The organism is Kutzneria buriramensis (assembly GCF_003387475.1).
Lineage (GTDB): Bacteria > Actinomycetota > Actinomycetes > Mycobacteriales > Pseudonocardiaceae > Kutzneria > Kutzneria buriramensis.
In genome coordinates this window covers 879,192-894,758 of sequence record NZ_QUNO01000001.1, presented here as the reverse complement: position 1 = coordinate 894,758, position 15,567 = coordinate 879,192, and the positions used below count along the sequence as shown (strand labels likewise).

At 71.3% G+C, this 15,567-nt stretch carries 21 protein-coding genes; 12 read left to right on the top strand and 9 right to left on the bottom strand.

Features of this window, described 5'->3' with window-relative positions:
- The first annotated feature begins 55 nt into the window (after positions 1–55).
- Positions 56–424, top strand: coding sequence for a hypothetical protein (locus BCF44_RS04325; RefSeq protein ID WP_116172691.1), 369 nt, complete (start codon positions 56–58; stop codon positions 422–424).
- 14 nt (positions 425–438) lie between these two features.
- On the opposite strand, the gene BCF44_RS04320 is transcribed toward BCF44_RS04325, so the two are convergent.
- Positions 439–1,062: a hypothetical protein gene (locus BCF44_RS04320; protein WP_147328384.1), complete on the bottom strand. Its 624-nt coding sequence runs from the start codon at positions 1,060–1,062 to the stop codon at positions 439–441.
- A 126-nt stretch (positions 1,063–1,188) separates the two neighbouring features.
- Between BCF44_RS04320 and BCF44_RS04315 the strand changes: the two genes are divergently transcribed.
- Together BCF44_RS04315 and BCF44_RS04310 are read left to right on the top strand one after the other, a co-directional pair.
- Entirely contained in the window at positions 1,189–1,785 is a 597-nt protein-coding gene (locus BCF44_RS04315; RefSeq protein WP_379801658.1) for an acid phosphatase, read from the top strand.
- Positions 1,785–2,258 (top strand): GNAT family N-acetyltransferase, encoded by a 474-nt coding sequence (locus BCF44_RS04310; RefSeq protein ID WP_116172688.1) that lies wholly within the window; start codon positions 1,785–1,787, stop codon positions 2,256–2,258. Before BCF44_RS04315 ends, BCF44_RS04310 begins: the two co-directional genes overlap by 1 nt.
- On the opposite strand, the gene BCF44_RS04305 is transcribed toward BCF44_RS04310, so the two are convergent.
- Entirely contained in the window at positions 2,255–2,668 is a 414-nt protein-coding gene (locus tag BCF44_RS04305) for a hypothetical protein (protein WP_116172687.1), read from the bottom strand. The two genes, BCF44_RS04310 and BCF44_RS04305, sit on opposite strands and share 4 nt — an antisense overlap.
- A gap of 265 nt (positions 2,669–2,933) precedes the next feature.
- Here BCF44_RS04305 and BCF44_RS04300 point away from each other — a divergent pair, with 265 nt between their 5' ends.
- Together BCF44_RS04300 and BCF44_RS04295 are read left to right on the top strand one after the other, a co-directional pair.
- Entirely contained in the window at positions 2,934–3,863 is a 930-nt protein-coding gene (locus tag BCF44_RS04300; RefSeq protein ID WP_116172686.1) for a diacylglycerol/lipid kinase family protein, read from the top strand.
- 250 nt (positions 3,864–4,113) lie between these two features.
- Positions 4,114–4,368 (top strand): WhiB family transcriptional regulator, encoded by a 255-nt coding sequence (locus BCF44_RS04295; RefSeq protein ID WP_043722052.1) that lies wholly within the window; start codon positions 4,114–4,116, stop codon positions 4,366–4,368.
- A gap of 103 nt (positions 4,369–4,471) precedes the next feature.
- Here BCF44_RS04295 and BCF44_RS04290 read toward each other — a convergent pair whose 3' ends face one another.
- Together BCF44_RS04290 and BCF44_RS04285 are read right to left on the bottom strand one after the other, a co-directional pair.
- The gene (locus BCF44_RS04290) at positions 4,472–5,965 is read right to left on the bottom strand and encodes a sensor histidine kinase (protein WP_116172685.1); all 1,494 of its coding nucleotides are present in this window, start codon (positions 5,963–5,965) and stop codon (positions 4,472–4,474) included.
- An 86-nt stretch (positions 5,966–6,051) separates the two neighbouring features.
- A complete protein-coding gene (locus BCF44_RS04285) occupies positions 6,052–6,267 on the bottom strand; it encodes a biotin/lipoyl-binding carrier protein (protein WP_116172684.1) in 216 nt (71 codons plus the stop codon).
- A gap of 84 nt (positions 6,268–6,351) precedes the next feature.
- Between BCF44_RS04285 and BCF44_RS59120 the strand changes: the two genes are divergently transcribed.
- Positions 6,352–6,426: a 50S ribosomal protein bL37 gene (locus BCF44_RS59120; RefSeq protein WP_096498094.1), complete on the top strand. Its 75-nt coding sequence runs from the start codon at positions 6,352–6,354 to the stop codon at positions 6,424–6,426.
- 69 nt (positions 6,427–6,495) lie between these two features.
- On the opposite strand, the gene rsrA is transcribed toward BCF44_RS59120, so the two are convergent.
- Positions 6,496–6,804, bottom strand: coding sequence for a mycothiol system anti-sigma-R factor (gene rsrA, locus BCF44_RS04275; RefSeq protein WP_116172683.1), 309 nt, complete (start codon positions 6,802–6,804; stop codon positions 6,496–6,498).
- The gene (locus BCF44_RS04270; RefSeq protein WP_246014836.1) at positions 6,801–7,403 is read right to left on the bottom strand and encodes a sigma-70 family RNA polymerase sigma factor; all 603 of its coding nucleotides are present in this window, start codon (positions 7,401–7,403) and stop codon (positions 6,801–6,803) included. Before BCF44_RS04270 ends, rsrA begins: the two co-directional genes overlap by 4 nt.
- 234 nt (positions 7,404–7,637) lie before the next feature.
- Here BCF44_RS04270 and ybaK point away from each other — a divergent pair, with 234 nt between their 5' ends.
- On the top strand, positions 7,638–8,114 hold the full coding sequence (gene ybaK / locus BCF44_RS04265) for a Cys-tRNA(Pro) deacylase (RefSeq protein ID WP_116172681.1): 477 nt from the start codon (positions 7,638–7,640) through the stop codon (positions 8,112–8,114).
- 4 nt (positions 8,115–8,118) lie between these two features.
- The gene (locus BCF44_RS04260) at positions 8,119–8,538 is read left to right on the top strand and encodes a VOC family protein (RefSeq protein ID WP_116172680.1); all 420 of its coding nucleotides are present in this window, start codon (positions 8,119–8,121) and stop codon (positions 8,536–8,538) included.
- Between the two features lie 30 nt (positions 8,539–8,568).
- On the opposite strand, the gene BCF44_RS04255 is transcribed toward BCF44_RS04260, so the two are convergent.
- Together BCF44_RS04255 and BCF44_RS04250 are read right to left on the bottom strand one after the other, a co-directional pair.
- Positions 8,569–9,183: an alpha/beta hydrolase family protein gene (locus BCF44_RS04255; RefSeq protein ID WP_116172679.1), complete on the bottom strand. Its 615-nt coding sequence runs from the start codon at positions 9,181–9,183 to the stop codon at positions 8,569–8,571.
- Positions 9,180–9,932 (bottom strand): SOS response-associated peptidase, encoded by a 753-nt coding sequence (locus tag BCF44_RS04250; RefSeq protein ID WP_116172678.1) that lies wholly within the window; start codon positions 9,930–9,932, stop codon positions 9,180–9,182. The genes BCF44_RS04255 and BCF44_RS04250 overlap by 4 nt, the downstream gene beginning before the upstream one ends.
- A gap of 83 nt (positions 9,933–10,015) precedes the next feature.
- Between BCF44_RS04250 and aroA the strand changes: the two genes are divergently transcribed.
- Genes aroA through BCF44_RS04230 form a run of 4 tightly spaced genes read left to right on the top strand, consistent with a single transcriptional unit; the run spans position 10,016 to position 13,921 of the window.
- Positions 10,016–11,290 (top strand): 3-phosphoshikimate 1-carboxyvinyltransferase, encoded by a 1,275-nt coding sequence (gene aroA / locus BCF44_RS04245; RefSeq protein ID WP_116172677.1) that lies wholly within the window; start codon positions 10,016–10,018, stop codon positions 11,288–11,290.
- Positions 11,287–12,294, top strand: coding sequence for a ribosome small subunit-dependent GTPase A (rsgA, locus tag BCF44_RS04240; protein ID WP_116172676.1), 1,008 nt, complete (start codon positions 11,287–11,289; stop codon positions 12,292–12,294). The genes aroA and rsgA overlap by 4 nt, the downstream gene beginning before the upstream one ends.
- Positions 12,295–12,296: 2 nt before the next feature.
- Positions 12,297–13,100: a class I SAM-dependent methyltransferase gene (locus BCF44_RS04235; RefSeq protein ID WP_246014819.1), complete on the top strand. Its 804-nt coding sequence runs from the start codon at positions 12,297–12,299 to the stop codon at positions 13,098–13,100.
- On the top strand, positions 13,097–13,921 hold the full coding sequence (locus BCF44_RS04230; RefSeq protein ID WP_116172674.1) for an SCO4651 family lipoprotein: 825 nt from the start codon (positions 13,097–13,099) through the stop codon (positions 13,919–13,921). The genes BCF44_RS04235 and BCF44_RS04230 overlap by 4 nt, the downstream gene beginning before the upstream one ends.
- A gap of 10 nt (positions 13,922–13,931) precedes the next feature.
- Here BCF44_RS04230 and pruA read toward each other — a convergent pair whose 3' ends face one another.
- Positions 13,932–15,560 carry an L-glutamate gamma-semialdehyde dehydrogenase gene (gene pruA, locus BCF44_RS04225; RefSeq protein ID WP_116172673.1) on the bottom strand — a complete coding sequence of 543 codons (1,629 nt, stop codon included), beginning with the start codon at positions 15,558–15,560 and terminating at the stop codon, positions 13,932–13,934.
- Positions 15,561–15,567 lie beyond the last annotated feature (7 nt).

Sequence of the window (15,567 nt, the reverse complement as noted above, 5' to 3'; positions counted from 1 at the left end):
ACCACGGGGCGCGACGTGCGTCCAACGGGCAGCAATTCACTCGTACGGAGGAACCATGGGGCGATGGCTGCCGGCCCTGCTCGGCGTCCTGCTGCTGGTCACCGCCTGTGGCGCCGGGCCGACGCACGCCCAGCCGCCGCCGTCCTCCTACGTGCCGCCGGTGGACTGCGGCCTGGTGACGGGCCCCGCCGGCAAGCGGGACGTCGTCTCGCCGGCCCTGCCCGCCGGCACCGCCGACTGCGGCGAGGTGCTCAACGTCCTGTACGACTACTACCGCGACGCCCCGCACAAGGCCCAGGGCACGGCCCGCCGGCTCGTGGTGAACGGCTGGACCTGCGAGGCCGACCTGGACGACCGCAACGCCAGCCAGGTCGGCTGCGACAAGAACGGCGTCGCCTTCCTCACCCAGACGCAGCGGGCCTAAGCGCCGCAACGGTTTCAGGCGATGGCCCGCCAGATCGCGGCCCAGTGCGCGACCACGCCGGCCACGTCCGCGTCCAACCGCTTGTCGCTGCGGCGACGCGAGGGCAGCAGCAGTTTCCCGCGCCGCACATCGAGAATCGCCGGCACGCCGCCGGGCAGCACCTGGTCCATCACGGATCGCATCATGTGCAACGGAACGGCGGCGGCGTCCGGCCGCAGCTCCGGTTCCTTCATGTACAGCTGCACGGCCAGCTTGGGGCCCTTCGCCGGCCGCAGGCCGAGTTGCGGGTGCACGTCGAAGATCGCGTCGTCGCCGATCCAGCTGCCGGCGCCGACGGGCACCAGACTGCCGGCGAATCCCTCGTGCCAGCGCAGGAATCCCTTCTGCAGCTCGACGAAATGGCCGTGCTTGGCCGGTTCCTCCACTTTGGCCACGGCCAGCTCCAACGCGAGCTGCGGCGCCGGATCGGCCAGCGCGCGCCGGATCGCGGCCACCATCGGCCCGTAGTACGCCCACGGCTGGCGCCCCTCGTCGAGGTACATGCGCCGCTGGTCGGAGACGATCCTGGTCTGCGCGCCGGGCACGCAGTTGGCGAAGTCCACCACAACCCCGAGTTTCGGATGACGCACCGCCGACACCGTCCTCTCCCCTGGATTACCTCCAAATTATACCTCATGGAGGCCCAATGTTCGATCGCCTGTTCGATGCAGTGCGATGGGTCACAGGACCTGCCGCGACGGCAGCGCGGGGCTACGATCCGCTGGGTGGCAGACGTGTACGTCATCAGGCACGGGGAAACCGAATGGTCGGTCACCGGCCAGCACACCGGTCGAACCGACGTCCCCCTCACGGCGCACGGCGAGCAGCAGGCCCGCAAGGCCGGCGCCGTCCTGGCCGAACTCCGCGGGACGACCGTGCCCCCCAGACTTGTCCTGGCCAGTCCCCGTTCCCGCGCGGGCCGCACGGCCCAGCTGGCCGGCCTGATCGTGGACGAGGTGACCGAGGACCTCGCCGAGTGGGACTACGGCGACTACGAGGGCCTCACCACGGAGCAGATCCGGGAGTCGGTGCCGGACTGGTCGGTGTGGACGCACGAGATCCCGGGCGGCGAGACCGCCAAGGAAGTCGGCGACCGCGCCGACGCCGTGCTGGACCGCGCCCGGCAGGCGCTGGACCGCGGCGACGTGGTGCTGATCGGCCACGGCCACTTCAGCCGCGTGCTGGTGGTGCGCTGGCTCGGCCTGGACCCGGCCGCGGGCGTCCGGATCGGGTTGGACCCGGCGGGCATCTCGGTGTTGGGTGAGGACCGGGGGCAGGCGCAGATCCGCCGCCTGAACGTGCCACCGCTGGGGGAGATCTGATGATCCGCAGCGTCCGCGAGTCGGATGTCGACGTGGTCGTGCAGCTCGTGCACGACCTCGCCGCGTACGAGCGGGCGACGCAGGAGTGCCACCTGACGGCCGAGCAGCTGCGCGCCGCGCTGTTCGGCCCGTCGCCGGCGCTGTTCGGCCACGTGGCCGAGGCGGACGGCGAAGTCGTCGGAATGTCGCTGTGGTACCTGAGCTTCTCCACCTGGACGGGCACCCACGGCATCTACCTGGAGGACCTGTTCGTGCGCCCGGAGCACCGCGGCAGCGGCCTCGGCCGGGCGCTTTTCCTCGCGCTGGCCAAGGAATCCGCCGACCGCGGCCTCGGCCGGTTCGAGTGGTCGGTGCTGGACTGGAACCAGCCCGCGATCGACTTCTACGAGGCGATGGGCGCGAGCAGGGTCGACAACTGGTACCGCTATCGCCTCGCCGACGAGGCGCTCGCCAAGGCCGCGGCCCGCGTCTAGCGGGGCTGCTGCGACTCCTCTTCGGTCACGCCCATCGCCCACGCGCGGGACGAGGCGCGGAACAGCAGCACCAGCACGGCCAGGCAGTAGGCCGTGAAGAGCAGGTCGACCGGCAGCGACTCGGCCGGGTTGAACTGGTACCAGACGCCGCCCAGCACCAGCAGCTGGAGGAACACCGCGCCGTTGCGGGCGCCGCGCCGCCCCTGCCACAGCAGCAGGCCGGGCGCCCCGAACGCGAGGGCGATCACCGCGAAGATGCCGGCCTCGCCGTAGGCCAGGTCGCCGGGCGCGCCGCCGGCGATGCCGCGCACCAGCGCGATCACGGCGACCACGAGCGCGGCGACGCCCTGCGCGAATACCAGCGCGCCAGCGGCGCGAACGGGTCCGGGAGCGGCGATTTCGCGTGACAACGGACACCTTCCTCGACCTGCTACCAGCGCACATCACGATCCGTGCGCAGCCACGATCGTAGGCCACCCGGACGGCCGGTCGATCGGCGCGGAGGTTGGGGCGATGATTCAGGTGTTGTCGTCGAGCAGACGGTCGTCTGGGTGCACTCGCCGACAACACGGACAGCGAGTTGGAAGGAGACCTGCCTCACTTTCGATGAGCGTCAACCACCCGTACAGAGCCGGACGGCCGGTCGATGGTCACGGCCTGTCTTACTCTGCTGGTGTGCGTGCCCTACTCGTGGTGAACCCGCAGGCGACGGCGACGACCGCCGCCGGACGGGACGTGCTGGCCCACGCGCTGGCCAGCGACGTGCAGCTGGAGATCGTGGAGACCAGCTACCGGGGGCACGCGGCCGACGCCGCCGCGCGCGCCGTGGCGGACGGGGTCGACCTGGTGGTCGCCCACGGTGGTGACGGCACCGTCAACGAGGTGGTCAACGGCCTGCTCGCGAAGGCGCAGGACCCCGCGGACGCGCCGGCGCTGGGTGTCGTGCCCGGCGGCTCGGCGAACGTGTTCGCGCGCGCCCTGGGGCTGCCCAGGGACCCGGTGGAGGCCACCCACCGGCTGCTGCTGGCGATCGAGAGCGGCAGCCGCCGCGAGGTCGGACTCGGCCTGGTCGAGCCGGCCAACTCCGACAGCCGCTGGTTCACGTTCAACGCCGGCCTGGGCTGGGACGCCGACGTCGTCGCCGAGGTGGAGCGCCGCCGCGACAAGACGGCCAGCCCGCTGCTGTACGCGTCCATCGCGCTGGCCAACTACCTGCGGCAGATGATGACCGCCACAGACTTGCAGATCGAACTGCCCGACGGCACCCGCGAGACGACGAGACTGGCATTCGTCTCGAACACCGATCCGTGGACCTACCTGGGCGCGAAGCCGATCCACATGAACCCGGGCTGCTCGTTCGACGGCGGCCTGGGCCTGTTCGCGCTGCGCAGCCTGGCCCCGCCGACCATCGCGCGCACCCTGTCGCAGATCCTGCTGCCGCTCGGCCCGCCCTCGGGCAGCAGCCTGCTGCGGCTGGACGATGTGGCCGAGATCGCGGTCACCGCGGAGCAACCCGTGCGGCTTCAGGTGGACGGCGACGATCTGGGCGAGCACCGTCAGGTAAAGTTCCTGTCAGTGCCGAAGGCGCTGCGGGTCGCGGTGTGATCTGCGCGTTGTCGTGCTGCGTTCGTGACCGGAGCGTAATAAGCTCGTCGTGACGCCGCGACACACGGCATCATTGCTGGTCACGGACCGGAGCCAGTGGTCAGGCCTGCCGATCTTTCGGGTGAGTTCTCTCACCGAGTCGGAGCCGACCCCTTGACATCCCGAGAGTTCGTGAAAGCATTCACAAGCACCCCGACGACCGCTGACGACAACGGCGCGCTCGCAGCGCGCTTAGCGAGGAGCTAGAGAAATGGACTGGCGCCACCGCGCGGCCTGCCGTGACGAGGACCCCGAGCTGTTCTTCCCCGTTGGGAACAGCGGTCCGGCGTTGCTGCAGATCGCCGAGGCGAAGACCGTCTGCCGCCGCTGCCCGGTGGTGTCCGGTTGCCTGTCGTGGGCACTGGAGAGCGGGCAGGACGCCGGCGTGTGGGGCGGTATGAGCGAGGACGAGAGGCGTGCGCTGAAGCGTCGCAACGCTCGTACCCGCGCTCGTAGCAACGCCTGACGAACGCATTTCTTTTCGATTTCTCATCGTGCCAGGGGCTTGGAACCTTCCCCCGAGGTTCCAAGCCCCTTGTACGTCCAAGTCGAATTAATCGACGCGCGATCTAGCGGCTGCGCCGCAGCGGCACCCGCAGCACGGCCTCGGTGCCTTTCTCGTCCCGGCGGCGCAGCGACAGCGATCCCCGCAGCTCGGACTCCACCAGCGTGCGGACGATCTGGAGGCCCAGCCGCTCGGTCCGCTCCAGCGAGAAGCCCGGCGGCAGGCCCCTGCCCTCGTCGGCCACCACCACGTCCAGGTATTTGGCGGACCGCTCGGCACGCACCACCACCTCGCCCGAATTGCCGGCCGGATAGGCATGCTCCAGCGCGTTCTGCACCAGCTCGGTGAGCACCATGACCAGCGGCGTGGCCAGTTCCGCCGGCACCACGCCGAGCTTGCCCTCCTTGCGCACGGCGATGCTGTTCTCCGCCGTCGCCACGTCCGAGAGCATCGGGAACACCTGGTCCAGCACGTCGTCCAGGTTGGCCCGCTCGTCCACCGACATGGACAGCGTCTCGTGCACCAGCGCGATCGAGGTCACCCGGCGCACCGACTCCTGGAGCACGTCCCGGGCCTCGGCGTTGTTGGTGCGGCGGGCCTGGAGCCGCAGCAGCGCCGCCACCGTCTGCAGATTGTTCTTCACCCGGTGGTGGATCTCGCGGATCGTCGCGTCCTTGGACAGCAGGGCGCGGTCGCGGCGCTTGACCTCCGTGACGTCGCGGACCAGCACCAGCGCGCCCGCCGCCTTGCCCAGCGGCCGCAGCGGCAGCGCCCGGAACAGCACCGCAGCGCCGCGGCGGGACTCCGCCTCGATGCGCATGCTCGGATTGCCGTCCAGGGCGGTACGGATCCGCTGCGCGACCTCCGTCGCGTCGAACGGGTCGGCCACCAGCGACCGGGTCAGCGGGGCCAGGTGCACGCCGATCAGGTCGGCGGCGTGGCCCATGCGGTGGTACGCCGACAGTGCGTTCGGGCTGGCGAAGACCACCGCGCCGGCGCTGTCGATGCGGATCAGGCCGTCGCCCACGCGGGGGCTGGTGTGCACGTCGGCGGACGGCTCGACGGCCGGGAACGTGCCGTCGGAGATCATCTGACAGAGGTCGGCGGCGCTGCCCAGGTAGGCGATCTCCAGCGGGCTCGGCACCCGCGGCACGGCCAGGTTGGTGTCCCGGGACAGCACGGCGATGATCTCGCCGTGGAAGCGGACCGGGATGGTCTCCCGGCGCACCGGCACGCCCAGGTGCCAGCGGGGGTCCTCCTCGCGGCAGATCCGACCCTCGACCAGGGCGCGGCGCAGCTGCGGGTGCTCGTCCGCGGTGACCGTGCTGCCGACCATGTCGTCGGGGTGGGAGGTCGGGCCGGTGGTCGGCCGGGCCTGCGCCACGCACAGGTACTTGGCGTCCGGGTCCTGGTGGTCGCCCAGCGGCACCCAGAGCACGAAGTCGGCGAAGGCCAGGTCCGACAGCAGCTGCCACTCCGCGGCCACCATCTGAAGGTGGTCGGCGGCGGCGCCGGGCAGGCCCGTGTGCTCGGCGAGCAGGTCGGTGAGTGTCGACACGCCGCCGACGCTAGTCGGTCCCGCGACTCGGCGACGGCGATCAGGCCGCCATCCCGCACGACATCACTCTCGGGCCAGCCGCGCGGCTACTCCACGACCGCGAGCAGGTCGCCCTCCTGCACGACGTCGCCCTCGGCCACCGCGACCCTGGTCACCCGTCCCGCGTGGTGGGCCACCGCCGGGATCTCCATCTTCATCGACTCCAGGATGACGATCTCCGCGCCGTCGGCCACGGTGTCGCCCTCATGCGCCACGACCTTGCTCACGTTGGCCACCATCTCGGCCCGGATCTCCTCGGTCATCTCGTCATGGAACCACGGATTCGGGGGCGCGCAGCGGACGTGCGACAATCGGGGGACAGACGTTCGGCTTTAGAGGAGACAGCTATGTCCAAGCGTGCCCGCAAGCGCCGCGACCGCAAGAAGGGCGGCGCCAACCACGGGAAGCGGCCCAACGCCTGAGACCCGTGCGTGAACGCGCGAGAAGGCCCCGGTGACGTCGTCACCGGGGCCTTCGCCTGTTCAGGGGGTTCAGCGCTGCTCGATCTCGACCTCGGCCCGGACCGTCACCGTGCGCTCGAGCACCTTCTCCTTGATACACGCCCGCAGCCGCTCCTTGAACTCGGCCGAGGCGTGGTCGCCGCCGCACTTGCGGGCCAGCAGGATCTTCAGGTGCTCCTCGATGCCGTACTGCTCCAGGCAGGGGCTGCACTCGTCGAGGTGCTGGCGCAGGATCTCGCGCTGCTTGCCGTCGCACTCGTTGTCCAGGAAGGCCCAGACCTCCGAGAGCACCTCCGAGCAGCCGGCCTTCTTGTCGTGGAGTTCGCCCTCGCCGCTCACGACCCCGCCACCTCACGCTCGCGGGAGCGCAGGAAGCCGCGCTCCTTGGCCACGTCGGTCAGCAGGTCCTTCAGCTGTCGGCGACCGCGGTGCAGGCGGGACATCACGGTCCCGATCGGGGTGCCCATGATCTCGGCGATCTCCTTGTACGCGAAGCCCTCGACGTCAGCGAGGTAGACCGCGATGCGGAACTCCTCGGGCAGCTGCTGCAACGCCTGCTTGACGTCGTCGTCGGGGAGCCGGTCCATCGCCTCGACCTCGGCCGAGCGCAGGCCCGAGGAGGTGTGGCTCTCCGCGGCCGCGATCTGCCAGTCGGTGATCTCGTCGGCGGAGGTCTGGATCGGCTGCCGCTGCTTGCGCCGATAGCCGTTGATGTAGGTGTTCGTGAGGATGCGGTACAGCCAGGCCTTGAGGTTCGTGCCGCTGGTGAACGACTCGAAGGCGCTGTAGGCCTTCAGATAGGTCTCCTGGACCAGGTCCTCGGCGTCCGCGGGGTTGCGCGTCATGCGCAGCGCGGCCGAGTACAGCTGGTCGAGCAGGGGCATGGCATCGCGCTCGAAGCGCGCGGCCCGCTGCTCGGGAGTTTCCTGCTCGGTGATCTCGTTGTCGTTGACCTGGGCGGAGCTACCCGGCACCTGGCTCCCTCCCCGCCGGCGTGCGAGCCGGGCGGACGCTGTCGACGCTCCCCGTGCGGGAAGCGTGTCGTTCGCCCCTAAGGATACGCGTCGGGCCGTGGACCGGCCGAGCACAGCGCTTGAAGTAGCCACGTCGGCTTCAACACAGCGACCCCCATGGTCATTCCACGGTGAGAGGCGCGTCATAGGGTCTGCGCCATGGCGGGACAGGGAACCCCGGCGACCGCGCTGCTGGCCAAGCGCAAGGTGCCGCACACGTTGCACAGCTACGACCACGACCCCCGGCACGACTCGTACGGCCTGGAGGCCGCCGAGGCGCTGGGCCTGGACGCCGCCCGCGTGTTCAAGACACTCGTCGCCGAGGTCGACGGCAAGCTGGCCGTCGGCGTGGTTCCGGTCACCGGCCAGCTGGACCTCAAGGCCCTCGCCGCCGCGCTGAAGGGCAAGAAGGCGCGCATGGCCGAGGTCGCCGCCGCCGAGCGGGCCACCGGCTACGTCGCCGGCGGGATCTCGCCGCTGGGTCAGAAGAAGCGCCTGCCGGTGGTGCTGGACGCGTCGGCCACCGGGTTCGAGACGGTGTTCTGCTCGGCGGGACGCCGTGGGCTGGAGGTCGAGCTGGCCCCGGCCGCCCTGGCCGAGCTCACCGACGCCGTCGTCGCCCCGATCGCGGGCTGACGCCGTGGCCCTCGGGTTCCAGGTGACGTTCGACGCCGGCGATCCGCAGCGGTTGGCCGAGTTCTGGGCACTGGCCCTCGGCTACGTCCCCGAGCCCCCGCCGCCAGGTTTTGCCAGCTGGGCGGCCTTTGCGATTGCGAACGACATTCCACGGGACCAGTGGCGGGCCGCCGTCGTCGACCCGTCCGGACACGGGCCGCGGCTGTTCTTCCAGCCCGTGCCGGAGGGCAAGACCGCCAAGAACCGGGTGCACCTCGACGTGAACGTCAGGTCCGGCAACCCCGCACAGCGCCGCGCCTTGGTCGCCGACCACGTCGAACGCCTGGTCGCCGCCGGCGCCACCCGGCTGCGCGAGGTCGACGACGAGTTCGGCCACCACGTCGTCATGCAGGACCCCGAGGGCAACGAGTTCTGCGTGCAATGACGTGGCACCGCGAGGGCCGCTGCCTGGAACTCAGGCGTCCAGGGTGTGAAGCACCCGGTTCAGCCACTCGGTCACGGCCTTGGTGACGCCGCTGACGTCAGCCTTGAGCGAGTGGTCGCCGGCCAGCGTGACGACCTCCCGGTGGTGTGCCGGCTCCGGCATTCCGAACGGGTCGCGGGAGCCCTGGACGACCAGCGTGGGCACCTCGACGCCGTCCAACTCGGGCAACCGGGTCTTGTCCGGCTTGCCGGGCGGGTGGACCGGGAACGCGAGGCAGAGGACGGCGACCGCGGAACCGTCGCTGGAGGTCCGGCAGGCGACACGAGCGCCGGAGGACCGGCCGCCGAACAGCAGCGGCAACCCCTCGAACCAGCGTTCGCCCAGGTCCTCGACGACGGCGAGCCACGCGGCGTCGAGCTGCTTGGCGGGCGCGGGGGCGCGGCGGCCGGCGACGCGGTAGGGCTGCTCGACCAGGGCGACGTGCACGCCGGCGGCGGTGGCGGCGCGGGTGGCGGCGACCAGGTCGGGGGCCTCGATCCCGCCGCCGGCGCCGTGGCCCAGCAGCAACGCGGCCCGGCTCTCGGCGGCGCAGTGCAACTCGGCCCGGGCGGGGCCGAAGGGCGTCTCGACCTGGGTCCTGGTCACGAGAACAGGTCCAGCTCGACGGGCTCCGGCTCGGCCTCGGCCAGCAGCTCGGGACCGTTGTTGCGGATGCTGTTGACGGCGGTCGACACGCGCCGCAGCTCGTAGCGGTCGACGATCTCCGGGGACGGCTTCAGCAGGTCGGCGACGTCGTCGCTGCCCAGGTCGGGGGCCAGCCACCGCTCGTAGGCGTCTCGCGGCAGGACAAGGGGCATCCGCTCGTGCACGGAGGCCAGCGGCCCGAACGCGTCGGTGGTCAGCACGGCGCAGGTCACCAGCCACGGCGACGCCGGCTGGTTCGGGTCCCGCCAGGCCGTCCACAGCCCGGCCATGGCCAGGCTCGTGTCATCCGGATTGGTGACGTAGAAGGGCTCCTTGGCGCCGGTCTCGCGCCGCCACTCGAACCAGCCGTCGGCCGGCAGGATGCACCGCCGCCGGGCCATCGACTCGCTGTAGGCCGGCTTCACGGCGGCGGTCTCGGACCGAGCGTTGATCATCTTGACGCCGACGTTGCGGTCCTGGGACCAGGTCGGCACGAGCCCCCACCGCATCACCCGAATGGTGCGCTCCACCGCCGACGGGTCGGGACGGCCGTCGGCGTCACGGGGATGCCGCGCCACGATGGCCAGCACGGGCTTGGTCGGCGCGATGTTGTAGTCCGCGCCGGGGGCCTCCGACGCGGTCGCGTCGACCGCGGAGAACTCGAGCGCCAGCTGCGCCGGGTCCTTCGTGGAGGCATACCTGCCGCACACCCCTGACCACCTCCGAAATCATCGTCGCATGTCACCGGCCCCGAGGGGGAACTGAGCGCGCCGAGTAGGGAATCATCACCCCCATGACGCAGCCGTGGCCCACTCCGTCCGTCACCGAAGCCGTGCGCGCGACCGTCCCCGTGCCCGGTTCCAAGTCGATCACCAATCGTGCCCTGTTGCTGGCCGCCCTCGCCGACGGCTCCTCCACCGTCCACCTTCCCCTCCGCAGCCGCGACACCCAACTGATGGCGGCGGCGCTGCGCTCGCTGGGAGTGCGCATCGCCGACGGCCACCAGGGCTCCTGGGAGGTCACCCCCGGCCCGCTGCGCGGCGACGCCGACCTGGACTGCGGCCTGGCCGGCACGGTGATGCGCTTCGTGCCGCCGGCCGCGGCGCTGGCCGACGGGGACGTGCGCTTCGACGGCGACGAGCAGGCCCGGGTCCGCCCGATGAACACCGTCCTGGACGCGCTGCGCTCGCTCGGCGTGGCGGTCGACGGCGACTCGCTGCCGTTCACGCTGCACGGCCACGGCGGGGTGCGCGGCGGCGAGGTCACGATCGACGCGTCCGGTTCGTCCCAGTTCGTGTCGGCGCTGCTGCTCTCCGGCGCCCGCTACGAGCAGGGCGTCACCGTGCTGCACGACGGCAAGCCGGTGCCGTCGCTGCCGCACATCGAGATGACCATCGAGATGCTGCGGGCCGTCGGCGTCGAGGTGGACGACAGCCAGCCCAACCGCTGGCACGTCGCGCCGGGCGCCATCCGGGCGAAGGACTGGCGGATCGAGCCGGACCTGTCCAACGCGGCGGCGTTCCTGGCCGCCGGCGCGGTCACCGGTGGGTCGATCACCGTGCCGGACTGGCCGCTGGTCACCACCCAGCCCGGCGACGAGATGCGGGACGTCCTCGAACGCATGGGCTGCCACGTGTCGCTGTCGGACAACGGCCTGACCGTCGCCGGCCCCGAGCGCCTGAACGGCATCGACATCGACTTGCACGACGCCTCCGAGCTGACGCCGACCGTGGCGGCGATGGCGGTGCTGGCCGACAGCCCCACCCACATCCGCGGCGTCGCGCACATCCGCGGCCACGAGACCGACCGGCTCGCCGCGCTGACCACGGAGATCCGCGGCATCGGCGGCGACGCCGACGAGACCGAGGACGGCCTGATCATCCGGCCGTCGCAGCCGACCGGCGGCCTCTGGCACGCCTACCACGACCACCGGATGGCCACCGCCGGCGCGATCATCGGCCTGCGGGTCCCCGGCGTCTCCGTGGACGACATCGAGACCACCACCAAGACGATCCCGGACTTCCCCGGCATGTGGGCGGCGATGCTCCAGCTGGCGGAGCGGGTGTGACGCGCGGCGACTGGCGCCGGCTCGACGAGTCCGACGTCAAGGTCCGGCCGGGCAAGGGCTCCCGCCCCCGCAGCAAGAAGCGGCCGGACCACGCCGACGCCGAGTCGGGCATGGTGGTCGGCGTCGACCGCGGCCGCTGGACGATCGCGCTGGACGGCGACCCCGAACGTAAGGTGATCGCCATGCGGGCCCGCGAGATGGGCCGCACCTCGGTGGTCATCGGCGACGAGATCGACCTGGTCGGCGACACCTCCGGCGCGGTGGACACGCTGGCCCGGATCGTGCGCCGCCAGCCCCGCAGCAGCGTGCTGCGGCGCACCGCCGACGACACCGACCCGTTCGAACGGGTGGTGGTGGCCAACGCCGAGCAGCTGATCATCGTCTCGGCGCTGGCCGACCCGCCGCCGCGAACCGGTTTCATCGACCGGTGCCTGGTCGCCGCATACGCCGGCGGCCTGACGCCGGTGCTCTGCCTGACCAAGTCCGACCTGGCCTCGCCGGACGAGATCCTGGGCGTCTACGCCGAGCTCGACCTGCCGGTCGTGGTCACCCGATCGGATCGGGAACCCAACACCCTGGCCGAGCGTCTTGACGGTCGGGTGTCCGCGCTGATCGGCCATTCCGGCGTCGGCAAGTCCACCCTGGTGAACAAGCTCGTGCCGGCGGCCGACCGGGCCACCGGCGAGGTCAGCGGGGTCGGCAAGGGCCGGCACACGTCGACCTCGGCGGTGGCGTTCCCGCTGCCGGCCGGCGGCTGGGTGGTGGACACCCCCGGCATCCGCTCGTTCGGCCTGGCCCACATCACGCCGGACGACATCGTGGCGGCGTTCCCCGGCATGGCCGAGGCCGCCGAGGAGTGCCCGTCGGGATGCGGGCACCTGGGACCGCCCGAGGACCCGGACTGCATGTTGGACACGGTGGTCGCCGAGGGGCTGGCGACCGAGGGCAGGCTGCGCTCGCTGCGTAGGCTGCTGGCCTCGCGGGCGGGGCTGGCCGAGGAGTAGTGGTGGAAGACGAGAAGCTGGCGAAGGTGCTGGTGGCGGTGCGCGACAGCGCCCGCTATCAGAGCGTCGCCGACGACACCGTGCGCCGCATCGCGACCGCGTCCCTGACCGCGGCGCGCGGCGACGTGAACGACGCGGTGAAGCGCACCAAGCGTGGCCTGCACGAGATCTTCGGCGCGTACCTGCCGAGCACGCCCCGGTACGAGAAGATGCTCGGCCTGCTGCGCGACGCCGGCAGCCGGGAGGAGCGGCGGGACGTCCTGTCGCGGACGATGTCCTCGCACGCGTCCACCAAGGAGCGCCTGCCCATCCTGGACGAGTTCTACGCGGCGATCTTCGAGCGGCTGCCGGAGCCGCCGAAGGTGATCGCCGACCTCGCGTGCGGCATGAATCCGCTGACGGTGGAGTGGATGCCGGTCGGCGAGGACGTGCTGTACCGCGCGTCGGACATCGACAGCCGGCTGATGGCGTTCCTCGACGAGGCGCTGACCGTGCTGGGCGTCTCGCACGAGGTCGCCGTGCACGACCTGCTGACCGGCCCGGATCCCGCGCCAGCGGACGTGACGCTGCTGCTCAAGGCCGTGCCGTGCATCGAGACGCAGCAGAAGGAGCTCGGCTGGAGCCTGATCGACGCGATCAACTCGCCGGTGGTCGTGGTCAGCTTCCCGACCAAGTCGCTCGGGCAGCGCTCCAAGGGCATGTACCGGACGTACTCCAGCGGCTTCACCGCGCACGCGGAGGGCCGGCAGTGGCAGGTCGAGGAGCTGGAGTTCGGGAACGAACTGGTCTACGTGGTTCAGAAGTGATCGCCAGAATCGTTGTGGCGGCCGTGGCCCTGTTCGGGCTGTCGGCTTGCTCGTCCGGCCTCGACGGATCCGCCGCGGTCGACCCGGCGATCGCGCCACCCGCCCAGGTGGCGCTGCCGGACCTGGCCAAGGCGGTGTCCGCGAAGCTGTCCGGCCAGGGCTCCGCGAAGTTCACTGTGGACTCCACTACCGAGCTGCTCGCCGCGCACACCGTGACGTCGGTGACCGGCGCGTTTCGCCGTGACGACAAGGGTTTGTGGATGACGGCGACGATGACGACCAAGTCGCCGGACACCACCACGCTGTCGTTCGTGCTCACGCCGACCGCCGTCTACGTTCGACTCCCGGCGGACCAGAAGCTGCCGCCCGACAAGCCGTGGGTGCGGGCGACCGACGGCGGCAGCGACGCCTTCTCCCAGGGCTTCGCGCCGGTGTTCGCGTCGTTGAAGCAGGCCACCTTGGCGCCTTTCGCCGCACCGCTGGATCCTGCGTCGACTGCCGTCACCGGCTCGGACATCCAGCCCGCGGGGGTCGTGCCGGCGCGGCACTATTCGCTCAGGACCGATCTCGCCGCCATGGCCAAGACGCTGCCCGACGGGCCGTTGAAGGACACGACATTGTTGGAGGCCAAGCTCGGCGGCATGGTCGAGGAGCTGTGGGTCGGCGCCGGCAACGTGCCGCTGCGGTCCGAGGCCAGGCTCGACGTGCCCGCCACCACCGGGACGTTGACCGTCAGCCGCAGCTACTCCGACTGGGGACAGCCGGTGGACGTCCCGGTGCCCCCCGACAGCCAGCTGTCCCCGCCGCCGGCCGGCGGCTGACTCCCTGCGTTCAGCCCATGTGCGGATAGCCGTGGTTCGTCGGCGGGACGAGGGTCTCCTTCACCGAGCGGGGGCTGCTCCACCGGGTCAGGTTCAGGATCGACCCCGCCTTGTCGTTGGTCCCCGACGAGCGGCTGCCGCCGAACGGCTGCTGCCCGACCACCGCGCCGGTCGGCTTGTCGTTGACGTAGAAGTTGCCGGCCGAGAACCGCAGCGCCCGGTGCGCCTGCTCGATCGCGGCCCGGTCGGTGGCGAACACCGCGCCGGTCAGCGCGTACGGGGTGGAGGTGTCGACAAGATCCAGCACGTCGCCGTAGCCCCCGTCGTCGTACACGTGCACGGACAGGATCGGCCCGAAGTACTCGGTGGTGAACACGTCGTGCCGTGGGTCCTCGCCGACCAGCACGGTCGGCTGCACGAAGTAGCCGACACGGTCGTCGGCGACGCCGCCGACGAGGATGTCCACCAGTCGCTCGTTGCGCACCCGCTCGAACAGCTCGCTGTGTTTGGCGAACGCCCGTGAATCGATCACCGCGCCGCCGAAGTGGGAGAAGTCGGTGACGTCGCCGTAGCTGAGACTCCTTGCCACGTCGGCGAGTTGCTCGCGTACCCCGCCCTCCCACAGCGACCGCGCGATGTACGCCCGCGACGCCGCCGAGCACTTCTGGCCCTGGTACTCGAAGGCGCCCCGGATCAGGCCGGTGACCAGCGCGTCCGGGTCCGCCGACGGATGCGCGACCACGAAGTCCTTGCCGCCGGTCTCCCCCACGATCCGCGGGTACGACCAGTAGTGGTCGAGGTGGTCGGCCATGGTGCGCCACAGCCGCTTGAAGGTGGCGGTGGAGCCGGTGAAGTGCAGGCCGGCGAAGTCCCGGTCGGCCAGCGCCACCTCGCTCACCGCGGCGCCGTCGCCGGTGACCATGTTGATCACGCCCGGCGGCAGCCCGGCCGCCTCCAGCAGCTGCATGGTGTAGTGCGCCGCCAGCTGCTGCGTCGGCGACGGCTTCCACACCACGGTGTTGCCCATCAGCGCCGGCGCGGTGGGCAGGTTGCCGCCGATCGCGGTGAAGTTGAACGGGGTGATCGCCACCACGAAGCCGTCCAGCGGCCGGTGGTCGAACCGGTTCCAGACGCCCGGACTCGACGCCGGCTGCTCGGCGATCAGCTCACGGGCGAAGGCGGCGTTGAACCGGAAGAAGTCGATCAGCTCGCAGGCCGAGTCGATCTCCGCCTGCTGCACGGACTTCGACTGGCCGAGGATCGTCGCGGCGTTGAGCGTGTCGCGCCACGGTCCGGCGAGCAGGTCGGCGGCGCGCAGCAGCACCGCCGCGCGTTCGTCGAACGGGAGCTCGCGCCAGGCCGGCGCGGCGTCCTTGGCCGCCTGCACGGCGTCGGCGACGTCGTCCTTGCTGGCCTGTGCCGTCACGCCCAGCACGTGGGCGTGATCGTGCGGCTGCACCACGTCGATCGGCGCGCCGCCGGCCATTCGCCGGCGGCCGCCGATCGTCATGGTCAGCTCGTGCTTGTTGCCTTCGAGCTCGGCGACGCGCCGGTGCAGCGACTCGCGTTCGGCGCTGCCGGGGGCGTAGGAGCGAACCGGCTCGTTGTACGGCTGGGGTACCGAGGTGACCGCGTCCATGGACCCA